General features: G+C 69.2%; 19 protein-coding genes. 12 read left to right on the top strand and 7 right to left on the bottom strand.

The window, feature by feature from the left end; translation table 11 throughout:
• The 5 genes from STROP_RS18255 to STROP_RS18235 all read left to right on the top strand — a co-directional run bounded on the left by STROP_RS18255 (window position 1) and on the right by STROP_RS18235 (window position 4,634).
• Window positions 1-930, top strand: coding sequence for a F0F1 ATP synthase subunit gamma (locus STROP_RS18255; protein WP_012014837.1), 930 nt, complete (start codon window positions 1-3; stop codon window positions 928-930).
• Complete coding sequence (gene atpD / locus STROP_RS18250; RefSeq protein WP_026275121.1) at window positions 930-2,387, top strand: F0F1 ATP synthase subunit beta; 1,458 nt, start codon at window positions 930-932, stop codon at window positions 2,385-2,387. Before STROP_RS18255 ends, atpD begins: the two co-directional genes overlap by 1 nt.
• A gap of 235 nt (window positions 2,388-2,622) precedes the next feature.
• Window positions 2,623-3,765 carry an LCP family protein gene (locus tag STROP_RS18245; protein ID WP_028569465.1) on the top strand — a complete coding sequence of 381 codons (1,143 nt, stop codon included), beginning with the start codon at window positions 2,623-2,625 and terminating at the stop codon, window positions 3,763-3,765.
• A 115-nt stretch (window positions 3,766-3,880) separates the two neighbouring features.
• Window positions 3,881-4,165, top strand: a complete 285-nt coding sequence (locus tag STROP_RS18240; RefSeq protein WP_012014834.1) for a F0F1 ATP synthase subunit epsilon — start codon at window positions 3,881-3,883, stop codon at window positions 4,163-4,165.
• Between the two features lie 13 nt (window positions 4,166-4,178).
• The gene (locus STROP_RS18235; protein ID WP_012014833.1) at window positions 4,179-4,634 is read left to right on the top strand and encodes a DUF2550 domain-containing protein; all 456 of its coding nucleotides are present in this window, start codon (window positions 4,179-4,181) and stop codon (window positions 4,632-4,634) included.
• Window positions 4,635-4,827: 193 nt separating this feature from the next.
• Here STROP_RS18235 and STROP_RS18230 read toward each other — a convergent pair whose 3' ends face one another.
• On the bottom strand, window positions 4,828-5,400 hold the full coding sequence (locus tag STROP_RS18230) for a cob(I)yrinic acid a,c-diamide adenosyltransferase (protein WP_012014832.1): 573 nt from the start codon (window positions 5,398-5,400) through the stop codon (window positions 4,828-4,830).
• On the opposite strand from STROP_RS18230, the gene murA reads away from it, so the two are divergent.
• Entirely contained in the window at window positions 5,399-6,817 is a 1,419-nt protein-coding gene (murA, locus tag STROP_RS18225) for a UDP-N-acetylglucosamine 1-carboxyvinyltransferase (protein WP_018830609.1), read from the top strand. The two genes, STROP_RS18230 and murA, sit on opposite strands and share 2 nt — an antisense overlap.
• A 116-nt stretch (window positions 6,818-6,933) precedes the next feature.
• The gene (locus STROP_RS18220) at window positions 6,934-7,785 is read left to right on the top strand and encodes a 3-hydroxyacyl-CoA dehydrogenase family protein (RefSeq protein ID WP_012014830.1); all 852 of its coding nucleotides are present in this window, start codon (window positions 6,934-6,936) and stop codon (window positions 7,783-7,785) included.
• 90 nt (window positions 7,786-7,875) lie between these two features.
• On the opposite strand, the gene STROP_RS18215 is transcribed toward STROP_RS18220, so the two are convergent.
• Together STROP_RS18215 and STROP_RS18210 are read right to left on the bottom strand one after the other, a co-directional pair.
• The gene (locus STROP_RS18215; RefSeq protein ID WP_012014829.1) at window positions 7,876-8,718 is read right to left on the bottom strand and encodes an ABC transporter permease; all 843 of its coding nucleotides are present in this window, start codon (window positions 8,716-8,718) and stop codon (window positions 7,876-7,878) included.
• Complete coding sequence (locus STROP_RS18210) at window positions 8,715-9,563, bottom strand: ABC transporter ATP-binding protein (RefSeq protein ID WP_020678842.1); 849 nt, start codon at window positions 9,561-9,563, stop codon at window positions 8,715-8,717. Before STROP_RS18210 ends, STROP_RS18215 begins: the two co-directional genes overlap by 4 nt.
• A gap of 106 nt (window positions 9,564-9,669) precedes the next feature.
• Here STROP_RS18210 and STROP_RS18205 point away from each other — a divergent pair, with 106 nt between their 5' ends.
• A complete protein-coding gene (locus STROP_RS18205) occupies window positions 9,670-11,727 on the top strand; it encodes a protein meaA (RefSeq protein ID WP_043535460.1) in 2,058 nt (685 codons plus the stop codon).
• Between the two features lie 54 nt (window positions 11,728-11,781).
• Window positions 11,782-12,441 carry an endonuclease NucS gene (nucS, locus tag STROP_RS18200; RefSeq protein ID WP_012014826.1) on the top strand — a complete coding sequence of 220 codons (660 nt, stop codon included), beginning with the start codon at window positions 11,782-11,784 and terminating at the stop codon, window positions 12,439-12,441.
• Window positions 12,442-12,478: 37 nt separating this feature from the next.
• Here the strand turns inward: nucS and STROP_RS18195 are convergent, their stop codons facing one another.
• Window positions 12,479-13,975, bottom strand: a complete 1,497-nt coding sequence (locus STROP_RS18195) for an aldehyde dehydrogenase family protein (protein WP_026275717.1) — start codon at window positions 13,973-13,975, stop codon at window positions 12,479-12,481.
• A gap of 181 nt (window positions 13,976-14,156) precedes the next feature.
• Here STROP_RS18195 and STROP_RS18190 point away from each other — a divergent pair, with 181 nt between their 5' ends.
• From STROP_RS18190 to STROP_RS18180, 3 genes are all read left to right on the top strand, one after another.
• Complete coding sequence (locus STROP_RS18190; protein ID WP_012014824.1) at window positions 14,157-15,947, top strand: 3-hydroxyacyl-CoA dehydrogenase family protein; 1,791 nt, start codon at window positions 14,157-14,159, stop codon at window positions 15,945-15,947.
• An 81-nt stretch (window positions 15,948-16,028) separates the two neighbouring features.
• Window positions 16,029-16,355, top strand: coding sequence for a hypothetical protein (locus tag STROP_RS18185; protein ID WP_051084462.1), 327 nt, complete (start codon window positions 16,029-16,031; stop codon window positions 16,353-16,355).
• A gap of 72 nt (window positions 16,356-16,427) precedes the next feature.
• Window positions 16,428-17,228: an alpha/beta hydrolase gene (locus tag STROP_RS18180; protein WP_012014822.1), complete on the top strand. Its 801-nt coding sequence runs from the start codon at window positions 16,428-16,430 to the stop codon at window positions 17,226-17,228.
• Here STROP_RS18180 and STROP_RS18175 read toward each other — a convergent pair.
• The 3 genes from STROP_RS18175 to STROP_RS18165 form a co-directional block, all read right to left on the bottom strand.
• A complete protein-coding gene (locus STROP_RS18175; RefSeq protein WP_012014821.1) occupies window positions 17,225-18,463 on the bottom strand; it encodes an AI-2E family transporter in 1,239 nt (412 codons plus the stop codon). The genes STROP_RS18180 and STROP_RS18175 overlap by 4 nt on opposite strands.
• 103 nt (window positions 18,464-18,566) lie before the next feature.
• Entirely contained in the window at window positions 18,567-20,996 is a 2,430-nt protein-coding gene (locus STROP_RS18170) for a hypothetical protein (protein WP_012014820.1), read from the bottom strand.
• A 161-nt stretch (window positions 20,997-21,157) separates the two neighbouring features.
• Window positions 21,158-22,441: a DivIVA domain-containing protein gene (locus STROP_RS18165; RefSeq protein ID WP_012014819.1), complete on the bottom strand. Its 1,284-nt coding sequence runs from the start codon at window positions 22,439-22,441 to the stop codon at window positions 21,158-21,160.
• Window positions 22,442-22,713: the final 272 nt, after the last annotated feature.

Genomic DNA, 22,713 nt, shown 5'->3' with positions numbered 1-22,713 from the left:
ATGGCCGCCCAGGTACGCGTACTCCGCCAACGCATCCGCGCGGCGAAGTCGATGAAGAAGATCACCAAGGCGATGGAGCTCGTCGCGACGAGCCGGATCGCCAAGGCCCAGGAGCAGGTGGCGGCCTCCCTGCCGTACTCGCGGGCCATCACCGAGGTGCTCACGGCGCTGGCGTCCAACACGCGGATCGACCACCCGCTACTCACTCCCCGGGAGCGAGTGCGGCGGGCCGGTGTGCTGCTGGTCACCAGTGACCGGGGTCTGGCCGGCGGCTACAGCTCCAACGCCATCAAGACGGCGGAGTCGCTGCTCGCCCGGCTGCGCGCCGACGGCAAGGAGCCTTCGCTCTACGTCATCGGTCGCAAGGGCGTGCAGTACTACCGGTTCCGCAACCGGCCGATGATGGCGTGCTGGACCGGCTTCTCGGAGCAGCCGACCTTCGCCGACGCCCGCGAGGTGGGTGAGACGCTGATCAAGGCGTTCACGGCCGGCGTGGACGACGGCGACGGAGATCCGGGGCCGGACGGGGTCTTCGGTGTGGACGAGCTGCACATCGTCTCCACCGAGTTCAAGTCACTGATGACCCAGGTTCCGGTTCCGAAGATCCTCGGGCCGATGCAGATCGAGGACCGGCCGCGCTCCGAGGGCATCCTGCCGGCCTACGAATTCGAGCCGGAGGCGGAGGCGCTCCTCGACGCGCTGCTGCCGAAGTACATCAATACGCGGATCTACGCGGCGTTGGTCGAGTCGGCGGCGAGTGAGTCGGCGTCGCGGCGGCGGGCGATGAAGAGCGCCACCGACAACGCCGAAGAGATGATCGAGAAGTACACGCGCGAGATGAACTCGGCCCGCCAGGCCGGAATCACCCAGGAGATCAGCGAGATCGTCGGCGGCGCGAACGCGCTGGCCGCGTCGGGAAGTGAAGTGTGATGACTGTTTCCGCTACTGCTGAGGGGCCAGCCGGAACCAAGGCGGCCACCGGTCGCGTGGTCCGGGTCATCGGCCCGGTCGTCGACGCCGAATTCCCGCGCGACGCTATGCCAGACCTGTTCAACGCGATGCACGTTGACGTGACCCTATCCGGCGGTGAGAAGACGCTGACCCTGGAAGTCGCCCAGCACCTGGGGGACAACCTGGTCCGCGCCATCTCCATGCAGCCGACCGACGGCCTCGTCCGCGGGGTGGAGGTGCGGGACACCGGATCGCCGATCACGGTGCCTGTGGGTGACACGGTCAAGGGGCACGTGTTCAACGCGATCGGGGAGTGCCTCAACCTGGAGCCGGGTGAGACGCTCAGCCCGGACGACCACTGGCAGATCCACCGCAAGGCCCCGGCCTTCGCGGACCTGGAACCGAAGACCGAGATGCTGGAGACCGGCATCAAGGTCATCGACCTGCTCGCCCCGTACGTCAAGGGCGGCAAGATCGGTCTGTTCGGCGGCGCCGGCGTGGGCAAGACGGTGCTGATCCAGGAGATGATCACCCGGGTTGCCCGGAACTTCGGTGGTACCTCGGTCTTCGCCGGGGTCGGTGAGCGTACCCGTGAGGGTAACGACCTGATCGCCGAGATGACCGAGTCCGGCGTGATCGACAAGACCGCGCTGGTCTACGGCCAGATGGACGAGCCGCCGGGCACCCGCCTTCGCGTCGCCCTCTCCGCACTGACCATGGCGGAGTACTTCCGGGACGTGCAGAAGCAGGAGGTGTTGCTCTTCATCGACAACATCTTCCGGTTCACCCAGGCTGGCTCCGAGGTCTCCACGCTGCTCGGCCGGATGCCGAGTGCCGTGGGCTACCAGCCGACGCTCGCCGACGAGATGGGTGAGCTCCAGGAGCGGATCACCTCGGTCCGGGGTCAGGCGATCACCTCGCTGCAGGCGATCTACGTGCCCGCCGACGACTACACCGACCCGGCGCCGGCCACCACCTTCGCCCACCTGGACGCGACCACCAACCTGGAGCGTTCGATCTCCGACAAGGGCATCTACCCGGCGGTGGACCCGCTGGCGTCCTCGTCCCGGATCCTCGCCCCGGAGTTCGTCGGCCAGGAGCACTTCACGGTGGCCACCGAGGTGAAGCGGATCCTGCAGCGTTACAAGGACCTGCAGGACATCATCGCGATCCTGGGTATTGAGGAGCTTTCCGAGGAGGACAAGCTCACGGTCGGCCGGGCGCGTCGGATCGAGCGGTTCCTGTCGCAGAACACCTACGCCGCTGAGCAGTTCACCGGTATGAAGGGCTCGACGGTCCCGATCAAGGAGACCATCGACGCGTTCAAGAAGATCAGTGAGGGTGAGTATGACCACTTCCCCGAGCAGGCCTTCTTCATGTGCGGTGGCCTGGAGGACCTGGAGCGTAAGGCCAAGGAGCTGATGGCGGAGGGCTGAGTGCCCCGCTGTGGCTACCGCCGCAGGCCCGTGAGCAGCGCGAAGGGCCGCCCTGGTTGACGCCGGGGCGGTCTTTCCGTTCATCTGATGACGCAGTGGGTGCGAACTCGTTTTCGCCGGTCGGCGATCTTGACGGTTGGCAGGGTACCGTCTACGCGCGTCGCGCGGACTCTGCGTGCATTCATGTCATCATTCGCTGACGTACGCCCGTCCCTGATAGACGTGACGAACGGAGATGATCGTGGGTAAGGCCGGCAAAGGCGGCAAGAAGAAGCCGTCGGTGTGGGCGGGCGTGCCGCGGTGGGCCCAGGTGTGCACCGTCTTCGGCGCCGTCTTGATGTTTGTCAGCGGCGCTGCCCTGGTCGGGGTTGAGGCGCTGTTTGCCCGGTACGAGGGCGCGGTGGGCAAGGCGGACCTGTTCGGTGATCAGGCGGCGGGAGCCAGCGAGCGCACGAGCGACATCAAGGGCCCGCTCAACATCCTGCTCGTCGGCATTGACCCCCGTAAGGAGGAACAGCCGCCGCTGGCCGACTCGATCATGGTGCTGCACGTGCCGGAAGGGCTCGACCGGGCGTTCCTCTTCTCGATGCCCCGGGATCTCTACGTCGACATTCCCGCCTTCGACAAGGCCGGGTACCCGGGTGGCCGGGGCAAGCTCAACGCCGCGATGGCCCACGGCAGCCGCGTGCAGGGGGAGAACCCCAGCGTGGCGCAGGGCTTCGAACTGCTCGGCAAGACGGTCCAGTCGGTCACGGGGATCCCACGCTTCGACGCCGGGGCGATCATCAACTTCGGTGGTTTCGTCAAGATCGTTGATGCGATGGGTGGCGTCACGATGGACATCGAGCGCGAGGTGCGATCGCGGCATCGTCAACCCGACGGCACGCACCGTGAGCTGCGGGCCGGCGGCGGGGGGTACGTCGGCGAGCAGGCGGTATACCCAAAGGGGGAGCAGCTCCTCGAGGGATGGCAGGCGCTGGACTATGTCCGTCAGCGTTATGAAGAGAACGGTGTGCCAGACGGCGACTACGGCCGCCAGCGTCACCAGCAGCAGTTCGTCAAGGCAATGGCGACTCAGGCCATCAGCGCCGATGTGGTGAGCAACCCGCTCAAGCTGGACCGGGTGCTCCGGGCCGCCGGTGAGTCGCTGGTCTTCAACGGCCGGGGGCACAGCGTGGTTGACTTTGGCCTCGCGTTGAAGGATCTCCGGCCGGCGAGCATTCAGATGATCAAATTGCCGGGTGGTGAAGTCAAGGATGGCGGGACGTACCTGGGCGAGCGCTTCAAGTCGGCTGTTTGGGACTTCTTCCAGGCGTTGCGGGACGAGCAGCTCGACGCGTTCCTGCTGGAGCATCCGGACTTCCAGAACAAGATCTGACCTGTCGGGGGCCGAAATCCCAACCCGAGTGGCGTACGTCTCGCCACCCGCGTTACCGGCGGGTCGAGGGCGAGACTAGAATTTCGGCAATCCGCCGCCGCAGCAAGGAGACAGCGTGGCACAGCAGCTTCACGTCGAGCTCGTAGCCGTCGAGGAGACGGTCTGGTCCGGCGAGGCCGAGATGGTCATGGCCCGGACGACCGAGGGTGAGCTCGGCGTGATGCCGGGGCATGCTCCCCTGCTCGGCCAGCTCGCGGAGCCCGGCCAGGTTCGGATCAAGGTTGCCGGAGGCGAGCAGCTCTCCTACGAGGTGGCTGGCGGTTTCCTCTCCGTGAGCAACCAGGGCGTCACCGTCCTGGCTGAGAGCGCCAGCCCGGTCCCGGCCGCGCAGGGTCGCTGAGCGCCACCCGGCGATGGAACTCGTCGAAGGGGTTGGGATCGGCATCGCCGTCGTCGTCGGCGCGCTCCTGATTCTCTTCGTCCGGCGGGCGTTGGTCACCCGCAGCGGAGGAATCATCCGGCTCAGTGTTCGTACCTCCACGATGCTCGACGGCCGGGGCTGGGCCCCCGGCTTCGGCCGCTTCGTCGGGGACGAGCTTCGGTGGTACCGGATGTTCAGTTTCGCCCTCCGCCCCCGGTGCACGCTTTCCCGCAAGGACCTCGCGGTGGAACGTCGTCGGCTGCCCGAAGGGCAGGAGCAGTTCTCCATGCCCGCCGACTGGATCATCCTCCGCTGTACCAGCCATCACAGCCCGGTCGAGATCGCTATGGCACGCTCGACCGTCACCGGGTTTCTCTCCTGGCTTGAGGCCGCTCCTCCGGGGGCGGCCTCGCCGAATCTAACCGCCCAGGACTGGCCAGCGGCCTGAGGCCCCGTCCCGGAGCGGGTGCGGAGCCCGTCAGCCCCACGATACGGGGAAGGCTCGACCGAACAGTCCTACCGTTCCCGCTCGCCCGAGCTGCTGCCGCTGTCCGCGGATGGTAGCCGGCAGGTCGGGTATGCAGACCTCGGCGTGGTAGGACGCGCCGGTTCCCACACCGGCGCGTCGGACGGTTGATCGGTCAGTGCTTGCCGCCGGGTACCCATAGCACATCTCCGGCCGGATTTGCCGTTCTTGACAGGATAAAGAGCAGATCGGAGAGCCGGTTGAGATACTTTGCCGGGAGCGTGCTGGTTCGGTCGGGATCGTGGGTGATCAGGGCCCAAGCCGCACGCTCGGCGCGCCGGGCTACCGTCCGCGCAACATGCAGGAGCGCCGCGCCGGCGGTGCCGCCGGGGAGGGTGAAGGAGTCGAGCTTGCTCAGGCGTGCGTTGTACTCGTCGCACCAGCCCTCAAGGCGCTCAACGTATGCCTCGGTGACCCGCAGCGGTGGGTACTTCGGATTCGGCTCGACCGGCGTGGCCAGGTCAGCTCCCACGTCGAACAGGTCGTTTTGGATCGATCCGAGTACCGTGCGCAGCTCTTCGTCGAGTTGCCCGAGGGCGAGCGCCACGCCGATCGCCGCGTTGCACTCGTCGACGTCCGCGTACGCGGCGATCCGGGGATCAGTCTTCGGGACCTGCTCGTTGTTGCTCAGCCTGGTCGTGCCGGCGTCGCCGGCCTTGGTGTAGATGCGCGTGAGGTGGACGGCCATGACGCACAGCCTACGGACCCCGGATCTGATGATCCCGGACCGGCCGGACCCCGCCTGGTTGACCGGCCCGGGCGACGCCGCGGTTGACGATGTCATTCGGGTGCGTGGTGGCACCCAGATGACCGGCACCGTGCACGTGGTGGGCGCCAAGAACTCGGCCTTGAAACTCATGGCCGCGGCGCTGCTGGCACCGGGTCGTAGCGTCATCACCAACGTCCCAAGGATCACTGACATCGCGATCATGGGCGAGGTGTTGCGTCGGCTCGGCTGCGGAGTCCGGTTCGACGCGGACCATCCGGTGGATCCGATGGTGGCGTACGGCGGGGTTCCCCGCTCCCGGTCGGTGACCATCGATGTACCGGAGACCCCCGGCATCGACGCGGACTGCGATCTGGTTCGCCGGCTGCGCGCGTCCATCTGCGTACTCGGCCCCCTGCTGGCGCGTCGTGGATCTGTCCGGGTGGCCCATCCGGGGGGCGACGCGATCGGCTCGCGCGGGTTGGACATGCACATCTCCGGGCTCACCCGGATGGGCGCCGAGATCTCCGGGGAGCGCGGCTGCGTGGTCGCCACGGCCCCACACGGGCTGCGCGGCACCGAGATCGTGCTGGACTTCCCGAGCGTCGGCGCCACCGAGAACCTGGTGATGGCGGCGGTGCTCGCCCAGGGCACCACGGTCATCGACAACGCCGCCCGTGAGCCAGAGATCGTGGACATCTGCACGATGCTCAGCCAGATGGGTGCGCTCATCGATGGTGCCGGCACCTCGACCCTGACCGTCGTCGGCGTGCCCGGGTTACATCCGGTGCGGCATGCCACCGTGGGGGACCGGATCGTCGCGGGTACGTGGGCGTTCGGCGCGGCGATGACTCGGGGTGACGTGACGGTGACCGGCGCATCCCCGGCCTTCCTCGACATCGCCCTGGACAAGCTGGTCGCCGCCGGTGCGCTGGTGGAGACGCGGCGGGACGCCTTCCGGATCCGGATGGAGGACCGACCCCGTGCCGTGGATGTGGTCACCTTGCCCTACCCCGGGTTCGCCACCGACCTGCTACCGATGGCGATCGGGCTGGCGGCGGTCAGCGACGGCGCCTCCCTGATAACCGAGAACATTTTCGACGGTCGGTTCATGTTCGCCAACGAGATGATGCGGCTCGGCGCGGACATTCAGACCGACGGTCATCACGCTGTGGTCCGGGGGCGACAGCGGCTCTCCGGGGCGCTGGTGCGGGCAACCGACATCCGTGCCGGAGCGGGTCTCTTGATCGCGGGACTCTGTACCGACGGGGTCACCGAGGTATCCCAGGTGCACCACGTGGATCGGGGCTATCCGGACTTCGTGGCGGACCTGCGGGCCCTCGGCGTCGAGGTGCAGCGGGGTGGCGCTGCCGACGAGGGCATCTCCCTCGGACGGTGAGCATGCCTTGGCGGACCCTGTGGGGGCCTCAGGCGACGCCGCCGTGTCCTTAAGCGGCGTTCAGGCCTGCCGACTAGGGTGCAGGCAGACACCAATTGCAGTGAGGGAGTAAGCAGATGGCGGGTCGACTCGCGGTCGTCGGTGCTGGACTGATGGGCTCGGGAATCGCCCAGGTCGCGGCACAGGCGGGCTGGCAGGTGACGCTGCGGGACCTGGACGACGCGGCCACGAAGCGGGGCCTGGAGGGCATTCAGCGGTCGCTGGAGAAGTTCGCCGAGAAGGGGAAGATCTCGTCAGCCGATGCCGAGGCGGCGCTCGGCCGGATCACCCCCACCACCGACCTGGGGGCTGCCGCCGACGCGGACATCGTTGTCGAGGCGGTCTTTGAGAAGCTCGAGCTCAAGCACGAGATCTTCCGCGCGTTGGACAAGATCTGCAAGGCGGATGCGGTGCTCGCCACCAACACCTCGGCGATCCCGGTCACCCAGATCGCCGCCGCCACCGAGCGCCCGGAGTCGGTTGTCGGCACCCACTTCTTCTCCCCGGTACCGATGATGAAGCTGTGCGAGTTGGTCCGCGGCTACAAGACCAGCGACGCCACCATCGGTACGGCGAGGGCCTTCGCCGAGGAGATCGGCAAGACGGTCGTGGTCGTCAACCGGGACACCGCCGGCTTCGTCACCACCCGGCTGATCTGCGCGTTGGTGATGGAGGCGGTCAGCCTGGTCGAATCCGGCGTGATCTCCGCCGAGGACCTGGACAATGCCTGCAAGCTGGGCTTCGGCCACGCCATGGGCCCGCTGGCGACGGTGGACCTGACCGGGGTGGATGTTCTGCTCAACGCCACCCGCAACATCTACACCGACACCGCGGACGAGAAGTTCTTCCCCCCGGAGCTGCTCCAGCGGATGGCCGCCGCCGGTGACCTGGGCCGCAAGACCGGCCAGGGCTTCTACTCGCACGGATAGCCCGGCCGACGGGCGGGGAGGGCTCCTTCGAGACAGCGGGTCCGAAGGGCCCTCCACCACCACAGCGTTGATCTGGGCCCGTTTCGCCCCTCAGCCGTCGCGGCGGGTGGTCCAGCGGAAGGTGCCGAGGCAGAGCAGGAGCCCGATCACGCACCAGGCGGCCAGCACCAGAGCGACTCGACCCAGCTCGTACGAGCCCCCCGGCTCCTGTCCGGCGAAGGTGTCCGGCAGGAAGACCGAGCGGAGCCCCTGGCACATCCACTTGAGCGGGAAGAGCGCGGCCGCCTGCTGCATCCAGCTCGGCAACTCGGTGAAGACGAAGAACACCCCGGAGGTGAACTGGAGGACGAGGGCAACCGGGGTGACCACCGCCGAGCCGCTGCGGGACGTCCGTGCCAACGAGGAGATCGCGATGCCGCACAACGTGCAGGCGGTGATGCCGAGGACCGACACCCAGCCGAAGGTCAGCCACGTCGTGGCAGTGCCTGGCAGGTGTAGGTCGAACACGGCCACCGAGACGGCGAGTAGCACTGCCGTCTCCACGATGCCGATCACCACTACCATGATCACCTTGCCGGCGAAGTACACCCACTTCGGCATCGGCGTGCCGCGGTAGCGCTTGAGCACTCCGCGGTCTCGTTCGATCGGAATCCAGATGCCGAGGTTCTGGAAACTCACCGTCATCAGACCGGTCGCGATCATGCCGGTGATGAAGTACTGCGGATAGCTCACGCCGGGCGCGATCTCGCCGTCGAAGACCGCGGCGAAGATCAGGATCATGACGACCGGGAATCCCATCGTGAACACGACGGACTCCCGGCTGCGCAGGAACTGGGTGAGCTCCAGCCGGCCCTGCCGCAGCGCGAGGGCGAGTGGGCCGGGCTGGTGGCTCGCTGCCCGGGTGGCCGTGGCGGGCTTCAACGTCGTGGTCATCGGTGTCCGATCATCCGCAGGTAGACGTCCTCGAGGGTCGGCCGGGTGACCGTGAGCCCGGGCACCTCGCCGCCGAAACGCGCGGCCAACTCCGTCACCAGCTCCGTGGGTGTCGCGCTCTCCGTGCTCTCCGACCGCCCCTCGGGCGTACGCCAGGAGACCGTCGCGTGGGCCTGTTGCCGGTTGCCCAGGTGCTCGGGCGCGGCTACCTCGATCAGCCGGCCGCCGGCGATCACCCCCACCCGGTCCGCGAGTGCCTCCGCCTCGTCGAGGTAGTGCGTGGTCAGCACGATCGTGGTTCCGGCGGCCGCCAGATCCCGAATCAACTGCCAGAACTCGCGCCGCGCCTCCGGGTCGAAGCCGGTGGTCGGTTCGTCGAGGAAGAGCAGCTCGGGCCGGCCGATGATGCCGAGTGCCACATCCAGGCGGCGCTTCTGTCCGCCGGAGAGGGTGTGGGTGCGCGCCCGGGCCTTGCCAGCCAGCCCGACGCGGGCGATCACCTTCTCCGGATCGTCGGCGTCGGCGTAGAAACCGGCGAAGTGATGGACCAGTTCGGAGACGTTGAGCTCGTCGAACTCGCCGACGCCCTGGAGGACGATGCCGATCCGGTTGCGCCAGTTCGCGGCGGGGGCCGTCGGGTCGCTGCCGAGCACCGAGACCTCACCGGCGTCGCGTCGCCGGTAACCCTCCAGGATTTCTACGGTGGTGGTCTTGCCGGCGCCGTTCGGGCCGAGGAGGGCGAACACCTCGCCCCGCCGGACCTCCAGGTCCACCCCGGCCACGGCCACGTTCTTCCCGTACGCCTTGCGTAGCCCCCGCGCGGCGATCGCGAGCTCGTTGTCCATGAGACAAGTGTGCTGCCCCCACACAACCGGTCGACCTTCAGGGTGGTGGTGGTCGCTGTGGAATTCTCCACAGCGCGTCTACCCATCAGTAACATAAACTCCCGCCATGGACGAGAAGGCCCCCCCAGGTCGGCTGCCCGAGCGGGACCGTCCGTGGGTGATGCGAACCTACGCCGGGCACAGCTCGGCCGCTGCGACAAACGCGCTCTTCCGCCGCAACCTGGCGAAGGGGCAGACCGGGCTCTCGGTCGCCTTCGACCTGCCCACCCAGACCGGGTACGACCCCGACCACGAGCTCGCCGCCGGGGAGGTCGGCCGAGTGGGTGTGCCGGTGGCGCACCTTGGTGATCTACGGGCTCTCTTCCAGGGTATTCCCCTGGCCGAGATGAACACCTCGATGACCATCAACGCGCCGGCGATGTGGTTGCTCGGCCTCTACAGCATCGTCGCCACCGAGCAGGGTGCGCAGCTCGACCGCTGCGCCGGCACAACCCAGAACGACATCATCAAGGAGTACCTGTCCCGCGGCACCTACATCTTCCCGCCGGCGGTGTCCCTGCGGCTGACCGCCGACATCATCGCGTACACCCTCGGGGAGATGCCCCGGTGGAATCCGGTCAACATCTGCTCCTACCACCTCCAGGAGGCCGGTGCCACCCCGGTTCAGGAGGTCGGCTTCGCGCTGGCCACCGCGGTCGCCGTCCTCGACGCCGTCCGTGACTCCGGCCAGGTGCCGGCCGAGCGGATGGGAGACGTGGTCCAGCGGATGAGCTTCTTCGTCAACGCCGGGGTGCGCTTCGTCGAGGAGATCGCCAAGATGCGTGCCTTCGGTGCGCTCTGGGACGAGATCACCCGCGACCGGTACGGCGTGGCGAACCCGAAGCAGCGCCGGTTTCGCTACGGCGTCCAGGTCAACTCCCTGGGGCTGACCGAGGCGCAGCCGGAGAACAACATCCAACGCATCGTCCTGGAGATGCTCGGCGTGACCCTCTCCCGGGACGCGCGGGCCCGGGCGGTGCAGCTCCCAGCCTGGAACGAGGCCCTCGGACTGCCCCGCCCGTGGGACCAGCAGTGGTCGCTGCGGATGCAACAGGTGCTCGCGTACGAGTCGGACCTGTTGGAGTACCCCGACCTGTTCGACGGCTCACACCTGATGACGGCGCTGGTCGACGACATCGTCTCCGGAGCCCGGGTCGAGCTGGAGAAGGTGCTGGAGATGGGGGGCGTGGTCGCCGCGGTCGAGACCGGCTACCTGAAGAGCGCCCTGGTCGCCTCGCTCGCCGACCGGCGCCGCCGGATCGAGGCCGGCACCGATGTGGTGGTGGGCGTCAACCGGTTCACCGAGACCGAGCCCTCCCCGCTGACCGCGGCCGGCGCCGAGGCGATCGAACAGGTCGATCCGGCGGTGGAGGCGGCCGCCGCGACCGCCGTAGGCCACTGGCGGGCCAGCCGGGACGCCGCGGCCGTGGACGCTGCGCTCGACCAACTCCGCGAGGACGCCGCCTCCACCAGGAACCTGATGTCGGCCACGCTCGACTGCGTACGCGCCGGGGTGACCACCGGTGAGTGGGCGGGCGCGCTGCGAGAGGTTTTCGGGGAGTACCGGGCCCCGACCGGCCTGTCTGGCGCGGTCGGTTCCGGTGCCGACGGCCCGCTGTCGGCGGTCCGGGCCCGGGTCGCCGCCACCGCTCGGCAACTGGGCGGTGGGCGGCTGCGACTGCTGGTCGGCAAGCCCGGTCTGGACGGGCACTCCAACGGCGCCGAGCAGATCGCGGTGCGAGCCCGTGACGCCGGCTTCGAGGTGGTCTATCAAGGCATCCGACTGACCGCTGGGCAGATCGTGGCCGCCGCCGTGGAGGAGGACGTTGACCTGGTCGGCCTCTCCGTTCTCTCCGGCTCGCACCTTGCGGCTGTGCCGGCTGTCCTGGCGGGGCTGCATGCCGCCGGACGGGGTGATCTGCCCGTCGTGGTCGGCGGCATCATCCCGGAGACGGACACGCAGACCCTGCGGGATGCTGGAGTAGCCCGGGTCTTCACGCCGAAGGACTTCGCGCTCACCGGGGTCATCGACGAGTTGGTGACCGTGGTTCGCCACGCCAACGGCCTGCCGGACGAGGAGGATCCTGCGCCGGTTCCCGGGCGCGACACCGTGCGCCGGCGCTGACACGCACGGGCCGCCCGCGGTCTGCCGGAGCAGCATCTCCGTTACCCTCGTCGGGTGCGGTTGGTGATTGCGAAGTGCTCTGTGGACTACGTTGGACGGCTCTCGGCTCACCTGCCGCCAGCCACCCGTCTGGTGATGGTGAAGGCGGACGGGTCGGTGTCGATCCACGCCGACGACCGGGCCTACAAGCCGCTGAACTGGATGAGCCCGCCGTGTCGGTTGGAGGAGGCCCCGGGCGTCTGGCGGGTGGTCAACAAGGCCGGTGAGGAGCTGCGGATCACCCTGGAGGAGGTCTTCCAGGACACCGCGTACGAGCTGGGTGTCGACCCGGGCCTGCGTAAGGACGGCGTGGAGGCGCACCTTCAGGAACTGCTGGCGGCCAGCCCGGAGACGCTGGGTGAGGGTTTCACGCTGGTCCGCCGGGAGTACATGACAGCGATCGGCCCGGTGGACCTGTTGTGCCGGGACGCGGAGCAGGGCGCCGTCGCGGTCGAGGTGAAGCGCCGCGGCGAGATCGACGGTGTGGAGCAGCTGACCCGTTACCTGGAACTACTCAACCGGGACCCACTGCTCGCGCCGGTGCAGGGCGTTTTCGCCGCGCAGGAGATCAAGCCCCAGGCGCGGGTGCTCGCTACCGACCGGGGGATCCGCTGCGTGGTCGTCGACTACGACAGGCTGCGTGGCATCGAGCGGGACGAGCTGACCCTGTTCTGAGTCCGGCCGCAGCCCGGGGTAGGGGGCCTCGGGCTGCTCAGCGGCCGTAGAAGCGCTTGACGATCTTGACCAGGCGGGCGATGTCCGCGTCGGTGCGGTCGAAGGTCGTCGCGGGTAGCAGCGACCGGGCCCGGCGGCGGGTGATGGCCTTGGGTTGCGCGAACTCCCGTAGCCCGTCCGCGCCGTGGATACGCCCGAACCCGGAGTCACCCACGCCGCCGAAGGGCAGGGTGGACATCCCGGCGAAGGTCAGGGCCGAGTTCACCGAGGCCATTCCGGAGCGCAGGCGCTGCGCGACCGCCATGGCCCGGCGCCGGCCGAAGACCGAACCGCCGAGCCCGTAGCGCAGTGCGTTGGTGCGGGCGACCGCCTCGTCAACGTCACGGACCCGGTTGATGGTCAGGGTGGGGCCGAAGGTTTCCTCGCGTATGGCGGCCGAGTCCTCCGGCACGTCCACCAGCACGGTCGGCCGCACGTACGGCGGCTGCACCGCGTCTGCCCCGCCGAGCACCGCCCGGCCGCCGCGGGCCAGCGCGTCGTCGATGTGTCGGCGGATCACCTCCAGCTGGCTGGGCATGGTGATCGGACCGATGTCGGTGCCGTCGGCACCCACGGTGAGTCGTTCGGCCCGCTGCACCACTCGGTCGACGAAGCCGTCGAAGACCCCCTCGACGGCGTAGACCCGCTCGATGCCGATACAGGTCTGCCCGGCGTTGGTGAACCCGCCCCAGACGGCTGCCGCGGCCGCGGCGTCCAGATCGGCGTCGGTGTCGACGATCATCGCGTCCTTTCCGCCTGCCTCGATCAGGACGGGGGTCAGGGACTCGGCGCAGGCGGCCATCACCTTTCGACCAGTCGCTGTGGACCCGGTGAACGCCACCTTGTCGACCCCGGACCGGCACAGCGCCGCGCCGACCTCACCGAGGCCGTGCACCGCGGAGAACACCGGCTCCTCGTGGACGACCTCCGCGAAGCTGTCAACCAGCCACTGTCCGACGGCCGGGGTGTACTCGCTGGGCTTGAGGACCACGGCGTTACCCGCGGCCAGGGCGTAGGCGATGGAGCCGATCGGGGTGAACACGGGATAGTTCCACGGACCGATCACGCCGACCACACCGTACGGCTGGTATTCCAGGTGGGCGGAGAACTCCGCCAGCATCAGCCGGGTCCGTACCCGGCGGGGACCGAGCACACGTTTGGCGTTGCGCGCGGCCCAGTCGAGGTGCTCGACGGCGGTGACCACCTCGATGACCGCCTCGGCGACCGGCTTGCCGCCCTCGACATGCACCAGCTCGGCGAGCTCCTCGATGCGGGACGCCAGCCGGGTCCGCCAGCGCAACAGCCGTTCCCGTCGGGCGGCGACGCCCAGCCCGGCCCACCACCCGCCGGCGGCGCGGGCCCGGGCGACGGTCGCTTCGACATCGGTGGGGGACGCGACCGGCAGGCGCCCCGCCTCCGCGCCGGTCGCCGGGTTCGTCGACACGAGTCGACCATCCTCGATCACCGGGGTGCCAGGGACATATACAGCCGTCATGGCGGAAGTCTAGACCCGGCTTGCTACTCATCGGTAGGGCTGGCGACGTCCGCTTGCTGTCAGGCCGGCACCGTGACATACCCCACGGCATCTCGACAACCCTGCGGCACATGGCAGACTCGCGCGCATACCTTGGCGGCCGTTGACGCCGGCTGCATGGAGCTGATCAGGGAGGCTTGGCGTGACGCGCGAGTTCGCCAGTGTGGGTGTGGTGGGTCTGGGCACCATGGGTGCCGGCATCGTCGAAGTCTTCGCCCGAAATGGCATCGACGTCGTCGCGGTCGAGGTGACCGAGGCGGCGCTGGAGCGCGGCCGTGCCACCCTGACCGGCTCGACCGACCGGGCGGTCGCCAAGGGCAAGCTCGCGGCGGCCGACCGGGACGCGCTCCTGGCCCGCGTCAACTGGCAGGTCGGGCTGGAGGCCCTGCACTCGGTCGACCTGGTGATCGAGGCCGTTCCCGAGCACCTCGATCTGAAGCAGCGGATTTTCGCGGAGCTGGACCGGATCTGCAAGCCCGAGACGATCCTGGCCACCAACACCTCGTCGCTGTCAGTAACCGAAATCTCGGTGGCCACGACCCGCCCCAACCAGGTCATCGGCATCCACTTCTTCAACCCGGCGCCGGTCATGAAGCTGGTTGAGATCGTCCGGACGGTGGTCACCTCGGCCGAGGTGGTCGCCGACGTGGAGGGACTCTGCGCGCGGCTGGGCAAGGTCGATGTGACGATCAACGATCGAGCTGGCTTCATCGCCAACGCCCTCCTCTTCGGCTACCTCAACCATGCGGTCAGCATGGTTGAGGCGCGGTATGCCAGCCGGGAGGACATCGACGCGGCGATGAAGCTCGGCTGTGGTCTGCCGATGGGCCCCTTGGCGTTGATGGATCTGATCGGCCTGGACACCGCGTACGAGATTCTGGACACGATGTACCGGCGGGGCGGCCGGGACCGGCGACACGCCCCGGTGCCGCTGATCAAGCAGATGGTCACCGCCGGTCTGCTCGGTCGGAAGTCAGGGCGTGGCTTCTACACCTACGAGCGGCCCGGTTCGCCGGCGGTCGTACCGGACGAGCAGACGCCGGTGAGCGCGGAGTCGACGCTCGACGCCGGCGCGCGTGGCATCGCGAAGGTCGGTGTGGTCGGTTCCGGGACGATGGCGACCGGCATCATCGAAGTGTTCGCCAAGGCCGGCTACGAGGTGGTCTCGGTGACCCGGGGGGCGGAGAAGTCCGCCAAGCTCTTCGAGGCGGTCAAGACCTCGCTCAACAAGGGCGTGGTGCGGGGCAAGCTGAGTGAGGCCGACCGGGACGCCGCGCTGGGCCGGATCACCTGGTCCGCCACGTTGGAGCACCTCGCCGACGTCGACCTGGTGGTCGAGGCGGTCATCGAGGAGCTGAGTGTCAAGAAGGCGCTCTTCGCCAGCCTCGACGAGATCTGCAAGCCCGGTGTCGTTCTCGCCACCACCACCTCGTCGCTGCCGGTGATCGATATCGCGATGGCCACCCAGCGTCCGGCGGACGTGGTGGGCCTGCACTTCTTCAACCCAGCGCCGGTCATGCCGCTGGTGGAGATCGTGCAGACCATCCGTACGTCGGCGGAGACCACCGCCACCGTGAAGGCGGTCTGCGGGGAGCTGGGCAAGACCGGTGTGGTCTGCGGTGACCGCTCCGGGTTCATCGTCAACGCGCTGCTCTTCCCGTACCTCAACGACGCGGTGAAGATGCTGGAGGCGAGCTACTCGACCGCTGACGACATCGACCATGCGATGAAGCTCGGCTGTGGGTACCCGATGGGCCCGTTCGAGTTGCTCGACGTGGTCGGCCTCGACGTGTCCCTGGCGATCCAGCGAGAGCTGTACCTGGAGCTGCGTGAGCCGGGGTTCGCCCCCGCTCCGCTGCTGGAGCACCTGGTCACCGCCGGCTACCTGGGCCGGAAGGCTGGCCGGGGCTTCCGCGATCACACCCGCCGCTGAGCAGTGGGGCTGGTGCACCGCCGGCCGCACCGCCGGCCCCCGTCCACGCCGTACGGCGGCGTCCCACCGTACGCTGGAGGTGTGAGCCCTCGTCGTAACCGATCCCGCCGGGATGAGAGCGGGCAGCTGGACTCCGCACGGCTTCGACAGGGGGCCGAGTCGGTGCAGCAGTGGCGGGACGGCGACTGGCAGGTCCGGTTGATCAGCGGTGGCGCGTCGGTGAAGACCTACCGTTGCCCTGGCTGCGACCAGGAGATCCGGCCTGGTGTGGCGCATGTCGTGGTGTGGCCCGCTCAGGGGTGGGGAGACCTGACCGACCGCCGGCACTGGCACAGCGGCTGTTGGCGGGCCCGGGACCGGCGGGCACCGATCGTGCAACGGGGCCGCAGCGCGCCTCGCCACGGCTGAGGCGCGATCTGGATCACCGTCTTCCCGCCCCCCGGCCGGGTTGCCGGCCCGGTGACGGGGGAGACTGGTCGGGTGAGCACACCTATCCGCGCCTCGTCGATCCTGCCCGGCCGCCGGGAGGAGATTGAGCTGCACACCGCCGACGGGCTGCGTCTCGTCGGTGAGCTGGCCCGCCCGGCCGACCGCGCGCCGGTCGCTACGCTGGTCTGCCTGCATCCGCTGCCCACCCATGGCGGGATGATGGACAGCCACGTGTTCCGCAAGGCCGCCTGGCGCCTGCCGGCCCTGGCCGACCTGGCGGTGCTGCGCTTCAACACCCGGGGCACGACCAGCATGCGCGGTACCAGCGCGGGGACATTCGACAACGCGGTCGGCGAGCGGTACGACGTCGCCGCCGCCATCGAGTACGCGGAGTTCCACGAGCTGCCGGAGATCTGGCTGCTGGGTTGGTCGTTCGGCACCGACCTGACTCTGCGGTATGGCTGTGACCCGGCGGTGGCGGGCGCCCTCCTGCTCTCCCCGCCGCTGCGGTTCTCCGGCCCCGGAGACCTGGCGAACTGGGCTGCCGCCGGCAAGCCGATGACGGCGCTGGTGCCGGAGTTCGACGACTACCTGCGGCCCGAGGAGGCGCGGGAACGCTTCGCGGCCGTACCGCAGGCTGAGGTGGTCGGAGTGCCCGGCGCCAAACACCTGTGGGTCGGTGACGCCGAGACCGTCCTCGACGAGATCGTCCGGCGGGTCAACCCCTCCGTCCCCGTGCCGCTGCCGACCACCTGGGACGGCCCGCTGGAGACCGGCGATGTCAGCGCGTACGCCGATCGCACGGTGGCGGCCTTCGCCGACCGGCCGGTGCCGGGGCCAGCGGCAGACTAGCGGGAATCCTGGCGTGGGATGACCACCTCGCGCAGGATCAGCTGGAACGCCGCGACGGTGGGGATCGCGATGAGGGCGCCGACCACGCCGATCAGGGCGACGCCGAGCAGCGCCGCCACCAGGGCGGCTACCTCGTTGACCTGCACCGACCGGCGCATCACCTTGGGGTAGATCAGGTAGTTCTCCACCTGCTGGTAGATGAGGAAGAACAACACGCAGGCGATCCCTACCGGTAGATCAGTGGCGAAGCCGACCAGGCTCACGATCACCGCCCCGAGCGTGGCACCGATCTGCGGGATCAGGTCGGTCACCGCGACCACGACGGCCAGGGCGAACGGGTACGGCAACTCGGCAATCAACGCGAAGACGAAGGTGGTCGTGCCGGCGAGGATGGCGATGATGAGCGCCCCGACGATGTACGCGCCGACCTTGACGATGATTTCGTCGCCGATGAGGCGTACCCGATCCCGACGGGACCGGGGAACGAGCGCGTACCCGAGCGACCGTAGTCGGTTGAAGTACGCCAGGAAGTAGGTGGTGAGTACGAGTACGGTCAGGGTCCGAAAGGCGGTGCCGAAGATGAGCTGGGCGCCGCCGAGTACTCCGCCGAGTGCCTGGCCGAGGGCGTCGGTGTCCGCGGCCTGCTGGGCCCGTTCCACCAGGTCGTACCGTTCGATCAGCTCGTTGACGGTCTCGTTGCGCTGTAGCGCTTCCAGATAGCTGGGGAACTGTTCGATGAACTGGTTGGACTGGGTGACGACCGGTGGCACCAGGGCGACCACGCCGCTACAGAACAGGAGGAGCAGGGTCAGCATGACGACCGCGACCGCCAGCCCGTGGGGCAGCCCGAGCCGGCGTAGCCGCGCCACCGCCGGATAGAGCCCGACGGCGAGGAAGACCGCGATCACTACGGGGACGAGTAGGCCGGCGGCGTTGCGGAGGCCGAGGAAGAGGGCGTAGGCCAGCAGCGCGCCGAGACCGCCGGTGAGGCCGACGAGGAAGCTGTTACGTCGCAGGGGCCGCCCCGGCACACCGAACCGCCCAGACCCCTGGCTGGCTCGGTGCTGCTGCGCCTCGGGTGGGATCGAGGGCTCGGCGGACGCGTTGTCGACCGCGGTGGCGTCGCCGGGAGTCGGAGCTGCCGCGGCGGGCGGTTCCGGCGCCGCCGGCTGGTCGCCGGCCGGCCGGCCCGGTCGACCGGTCGGTCCCGGCGAATCCGGCTCGCCCGGTGCCACCGGAGCTCAGGCCGTCCGCCCAGCGCCGCGGCCGGCCCGCCATGCCTCGCTCAGCCGTCGGCAGCAGCGATCCTGGCTCGGAATCGCCGTCCTGCCGGTCTGCTCAGTCCTTGTCAACGACGACCTTGCTCGGCTTGGAGCTGCGCTCGTCGGTGGTCGGCTTTGCCGGCCGGCTGGTGTTCTCGCCGGTGCTGGTGATCTTTGTTGGGGCGGCTGCCCGACCCCCTTCACCCGGTACGGCCGCGACGGTCGGCTCACCGTCTACCCCGGCGCTGGCCTCATCACCGTCCTTCGTGGTGACCGACTTCACACTGCCCTTCGCGGACTCGTCGACCGCCGGCTCGATCCGCCCACGGGCCGGCTGGCCGGCCTCCGCCGGCTCGACCTTGCCCACCCCGGCCCGGTCCCCATCTGGCGGCGCCGGTACGGCCGTGGGTGCCCGACTGCTGTCGGAATCGCTGCCCGCGGGGCCGACCGGGGCGGGCTTCGCCGCATCGGTCAACTCCAGCCGAAGCTCCGTCACCTGCCGCCGCAAGTCGTCGGACTCCTGGCGCGATCGCCAGGTCTCCTGCCGCAGATCAGCGAGCTGCTGCTGCGCTTGCGCGATCTCCAGCATCACCTGGGCGAGCTGCTGCCGGCCGGTTGCGGCCTCCTGTTGCGTCGCCGCCAGGTGCTGCTGGGTGGTGGCCAGGGCCTGTTGGGTGGTAGCGGCGTACTCCTCGAACTGGCGGCGGGAGGTGGCGACGTACTCGTCAGCGGAGCGGCGCTGCTCGGCCGCCGCCTCCTCAGCCTGGCTGAGCAGCTCCGACGCTTCCTGTTCCGCACGCTCGCGTAGGGCCCCGGCGTCCTGCTCGGCGGTCCGCCGGATGCTCTCGGCGGCACCCTCGATTTCGTTTCGGCGGGCCGTGTACGTGGACTCCAACTCGGTCTTGCGCGAGGTGAACTCGGTCTCCAGCTCCTGCTGTCGGGTGGTGAACCCGGTCTCCAGCTCCTGCTGTCGGGTGGCGAACCCGGTCTCCAGCTCCTGCTGAAGGGTGGCGAACCCGGTCTCCAGCTCCTGCTGTCGGGTCGTGAACCCGGTCTCCAGCTCCTGCTGTCGGGTCGTGAACCCGGTCTCCAGCTCCTGCTGTCGGGATGTGTACTGCTGCTCCAGCTCGGCGTGCCGTGACGCGTGCCGCTTCTCCAACTCGTCGCGGCGGCTGGCAAACTCCTGGTCGTCGACGGCGCGACGCTGGGCCAACTCCTGGTCTGCCGCCGCTCGGCGGTTGTTGACCTCCTTTTCCACCCCCGCCCGCCAGGCTCCCAGCTCCTGCTGTGTCTGAGCCCGGGTCTGCCGGGCATACGCCTCGGTCTCGGTGCGCGTCTGCTGCGCGTACGCCTCGGCCTCGGCGCGCTGGCGCTTCGCCGCGTCGGCGGCCTGTTTGGAAAGCCGCTCCGCCTCCTGACGGGCCTTGTTGTGGGTGGTCCGGCCGGCGATGCTGGCGTCGTCGATGATCTGCTTGGCCTCCTGCTGGGCCTTGGCGTGGGTAGCCCGGCTCGCCTCGGTCGCCTGCCCCACGAGGCGCCCGGCCTCCTCCTGCGCCTTGGCGTGCACCTCCTTGGCGCTCTCCCGCAGCTCGGTTGCCTCTTGCTGGGCTTTGGCCTGCGCCTCGCGGGCCGCTTCGCGCAGCTTCGTCGCCTCCTGCTGGGCCCGCGTGTGCACCTCTTTCGCGGTGTCCCGCAGCTGGGTAGCTTCCTGCTGGGCCTTCGCCAGCGCCTCCTGCGCGGTCTTGCGTAGTCGGGCGGCTTCCTCGGTGGCGGCCTTGACCGCGGTGTCTGCTTGTTCGGTCGCGGTCTTGCGTAGTCGGGCGGCTTCCTCGGTGGCGGCCCGGACCGCGGTGTCTGCTTGTTCGGTGGCGGCCCGGACGGCGGTGTCTGCTTCCTCGGTGGCGGCCTTGACGGTGGCGTCTGCTTGTTCGGTGGCGGCCTTGACGGTGGCGTCTGCTTGTTCGGTGGCGGCCTTGACGGTGGCGTCTGCCTGTTCCGTGGCGGCCCGGACCATGGCGTCTGCTTCCGCCTTCCGGGCTGCGGTGTGCCGCTCCTCCTCGGCGCGGCGGGCGGCCAGCGCCAGCTCGAAGTCCTTGAGTGCTGTGGCCGCCTCCGCCCGCGCCTCGTCGATGAGGTGCTCGGCGGCGGCTCGGCGGGACTCGATCTCCTTGTTCGCGGCGGCAAGGATCTCATCGGCCTGTTCCTCAGCGAGGGTGAGGACCTGCTCGACGCGGGGTCCAAGGTGCCGGAAGGAGGCGCGGTCCACCATGCCGACCTGCTTGCGCACCTGGGCGAGATCCCGCTGGAGCACTTCCACCTGGCCGGCCAGCTTGTGAATTTGGGTGTAGGCCTGCTCTCGCTCGGCGGTCAGGGTGGCGATCTCGTGCTCGGCGCGAGCGACGTACCGGTCGACCTGTCCCTTCACGTACCCCCGCAGGCCGGCCTCGAAGCTGGGCTCCGTGGTCACATCCCCGCCGAGAGCGAACAGTTCCTCGCCGTTCGACATGCCCCCATCCTCACACGCAATTGGCCCTCTTGGGGCGATACGGACTCGTCGGATGCAGCGGTTCAACCGGTGCGATCCGGACTCGGAACGGCGTACGGCGCGGGGCGACACCGGATATCCAGCATCGCCCCGCGCGGTGGAACAGGCCCCAGCTGAGCTGGTCAGCTGGAGGATTCGGCGCTCTTGCGGTGCTCCGTCTCCGCCGCGGCCTTTGTCTTCGTCTCCGTGGCGGCCGCTGCCACGGCTGCCGCAGCGGAGGCGTCCGGTCCCGTGCCCGGGACGATGCCGGCGAGCCCGGAGAGCATCTGGCCGAGCTGGGAGGTGACCGCGTCCTTCTGACGGGTCAGATCCTCGACCTCGCGGCGTGCCGTCTGAGTAGCCAGGTCGGCCTCGGTGCGGGCCTCGGTGAGCAGGCGCTCCGCCTCGGTCTTCGCTTCGTTCAGACTCTTTTCGGCGACCGACTTGGCCTCTTCGACCGTGTCGTGGGCGGTGCGTTCCGACTCGACCCGCCGCGCTTCGGCGCGCTGCTCGATCTCCTTGGCCCGCTCTTGGGCAGCCCGTGCCCGCTCCTCGGCCTCGTTGACCAACTTCTGGGTCTGGGCGACCTGGGTTGCGTGCCGCTCCGACTCCTCGCGCTCGGCCTTCTCCCGCCGCTCGGCCAGCTGCAGCTCAAGGGCCTGGAGGTCCTTGTCGCGCTTGTCGCGTGCATCGGTGAGGAGCTTCGTCGCCTCGGCGCGCTTCTCCTCGGCCTCGCGGGCGGCCTTCGCCCGCTGCTGGGTGATCTCCCGCTCCGCGGTCGCGCGGAGGGTGGACACCTCCCGCTCGACGGTGGACTTCAGCTCGGCGACCTCGTGCGCGGTCACGGTGCGCAGCTGCTTGGTCTCCCGATCGGCGTCGGAGCGCAGGGTGTCGGCCTCGCGGCGGGCCTGGACGCGGACCTCGGCGGCCTCCCGCTCCGCTGCGGTGCGGACGTTGCCCGCCTCCCGCTCCGCGGTGGCCTTCATCGCCGCCACCTCGGCCCGCGCCTTGTCAGTGATCTCCCGGGCCTCGAGGCGGGCGGCGGAGAGAATGCCCTCGGACTCACGCTTCGCGTCGCTGCGGTGGTCGTTGGCCTGTTCCTCGGCAAGCCGGAGGATCTGCTCGACGCGGGTACCGAGGCCGGAGAGGGTCGGCCGATTGTTCTCTTCGAGTTGCTTGCTGGCCTCGGAGAGCTTCTGGTCGAGGGCGGTCATCCGCTGCTCGGCCTGGCGGAGCCGACGCTGCGCGTCGTTCATCCGCTGCTCGGCCTCGGCACGGGCCTGCTCGGACTGGGTCAGCGCGGCCGTCAGCCGACCAAGGAAGTCGTCAACCTGCCCGGTGTTGTAACCACGTAGGCCGACGGTGAAGTCCGGCTGGCTGTTCGCATTATCGAAGAACGCAAGAGGGGAGGACTGCTGCTGGGGCATTGGGACATACTGGCAGACGACCTGGGGGCCTTCGCAAGAGTGCCCCGACCTTTGACGTCCTCATTACATGGTCAACCCAGTCGGGTCGCAGCGTCCGGACCAATCGGCGATCTTGGCAGCTCCCGGACGCTGTGACGGTCTGAAGTGGCGCTCCAGAATGGGGCCGCGAGCAAGGACCCACGGCCCCATTCCGTTCTGAGGTGGTATCGGGTGAGACGGTGTCGTGCGAATGGGCGTCCCAGCCCAGCGAATGGAAAGGCAATCCAGCCGCC

Origin of the sequence: Salinispora tropica CNB-440 (genome assembly GCF_000016425.1) — a bacterium.
In the GTDB taxonomy this organism is placed as follows: domain Bacteria; phylum Actinomycetota; class Actinomycetes; order Mycobacteriales; family Micromonosporaceae; genus Micromonospora; species Micromonospora tropica.
The sequence above is the reverse complement of the archived record's forward strand: the minus strand, read 5'-3'. Positions and strand labels throughout refer to the sequence as shown.

What these genes read in the sequence shown, in the direction of transcription:
- STROP_RS18220 (WP_012014830.1), top strand. Translation starts at nt 6,934, where the DNA reads ATGGCGGGTCGACTCGCGGTCGTCGGTGCTGGACTGATGGGCTCGGGA.
- STROP_RS18245 (WP_028569465.1), top strand. Translation starts at nt 2,623, where the DNA reads ATGATCGTGGGTAAGGCCGGCAAAGGCGGCAAGAAGAAGCCGTCGGTG.
- murA (WP_018830609.1), top strand. Translation starts at nt 5,399, where the DNA reads ATGACGCACAGCCTACGGACCCCGGATCTGATGATCCCGGACCGGCCG.
- STROP_RS18210 (WP_020678842.1), bottom strand. Translation starts at nt 9,563, where the DNA reads ATGGACAACGAGCTCGCGATCGCCGCGCGGGGGCTACGCAAGGCGTAC.
- STROP_RS18165 (WP_012014819.1), bottom strand. Translation starts at nt 22,441, where the DNA reads ATGCCCCAGCAGCAGTCCTCCCCTCTTGCGTTCTTCGATAATGCGAAC.
- STROP_RS18255 (WP_012014837.1), top strand. Translation starts at nt 1, where the DNA reads ATGGCCGCCCAGGTACGCGTACTCCGCCAACGCATCCGCGCGGCGAAG.
- STROP_RS18235 (WP_012014833.1), top strand. Translation starts at nt 4,179, where the DNA reads ATGGAACTCGTCGAAGGGGTTGGGATCGGCATCGCCGTCGTCGTCGGC.
- STROP_RS18205 (WP_043535460.1), top strand. Translation starts at nt 9,670, where the DNA reads ATGGACGAGAAGGCCCCCCCAGGTCGGCTGCCCGAGCGGGACCGTCCG.
- STROP_RS18195 (WP_026275717.1), bottom strand. Translation starts at nt 13,975, where the DNA reads ATGACGGCTGTATATGTCCCTGGCACCCCGGTGATCGAGGATGGTCGA.
- STROP_RS18170 (WP_012014820.1), bottom strand. Translation starts at nt 20,996, where the DNA reads ATGTCGAACGGCGAGGAACTGTTCGCTCTCGGCGGGGATGTGACCACG.
- STROP_RS18215 (WP_012014829.1), bottom strand. Translation starts at nt 8,718, where the DNA reads ATGACCACGACGTTGAAGCCCGCCACGGCCACCCGGGCAGCGAGCCAC.
- atpD (WP_026275121.1), top strand. Translation starts at nt 930, where the DNA reads ATGACTGTTTCCGCTACTGCTGAGGGGCCAGCCGGAACCAAGGCGGCC.
- STROP_RS18230 (WP_012014832.1), bottom strand. Translation starts at nt 5,400, where the DNA reads ATGGCCGTCCACCTCACGCGCATCTACACCAAGGCCGGCGACGCCGGC.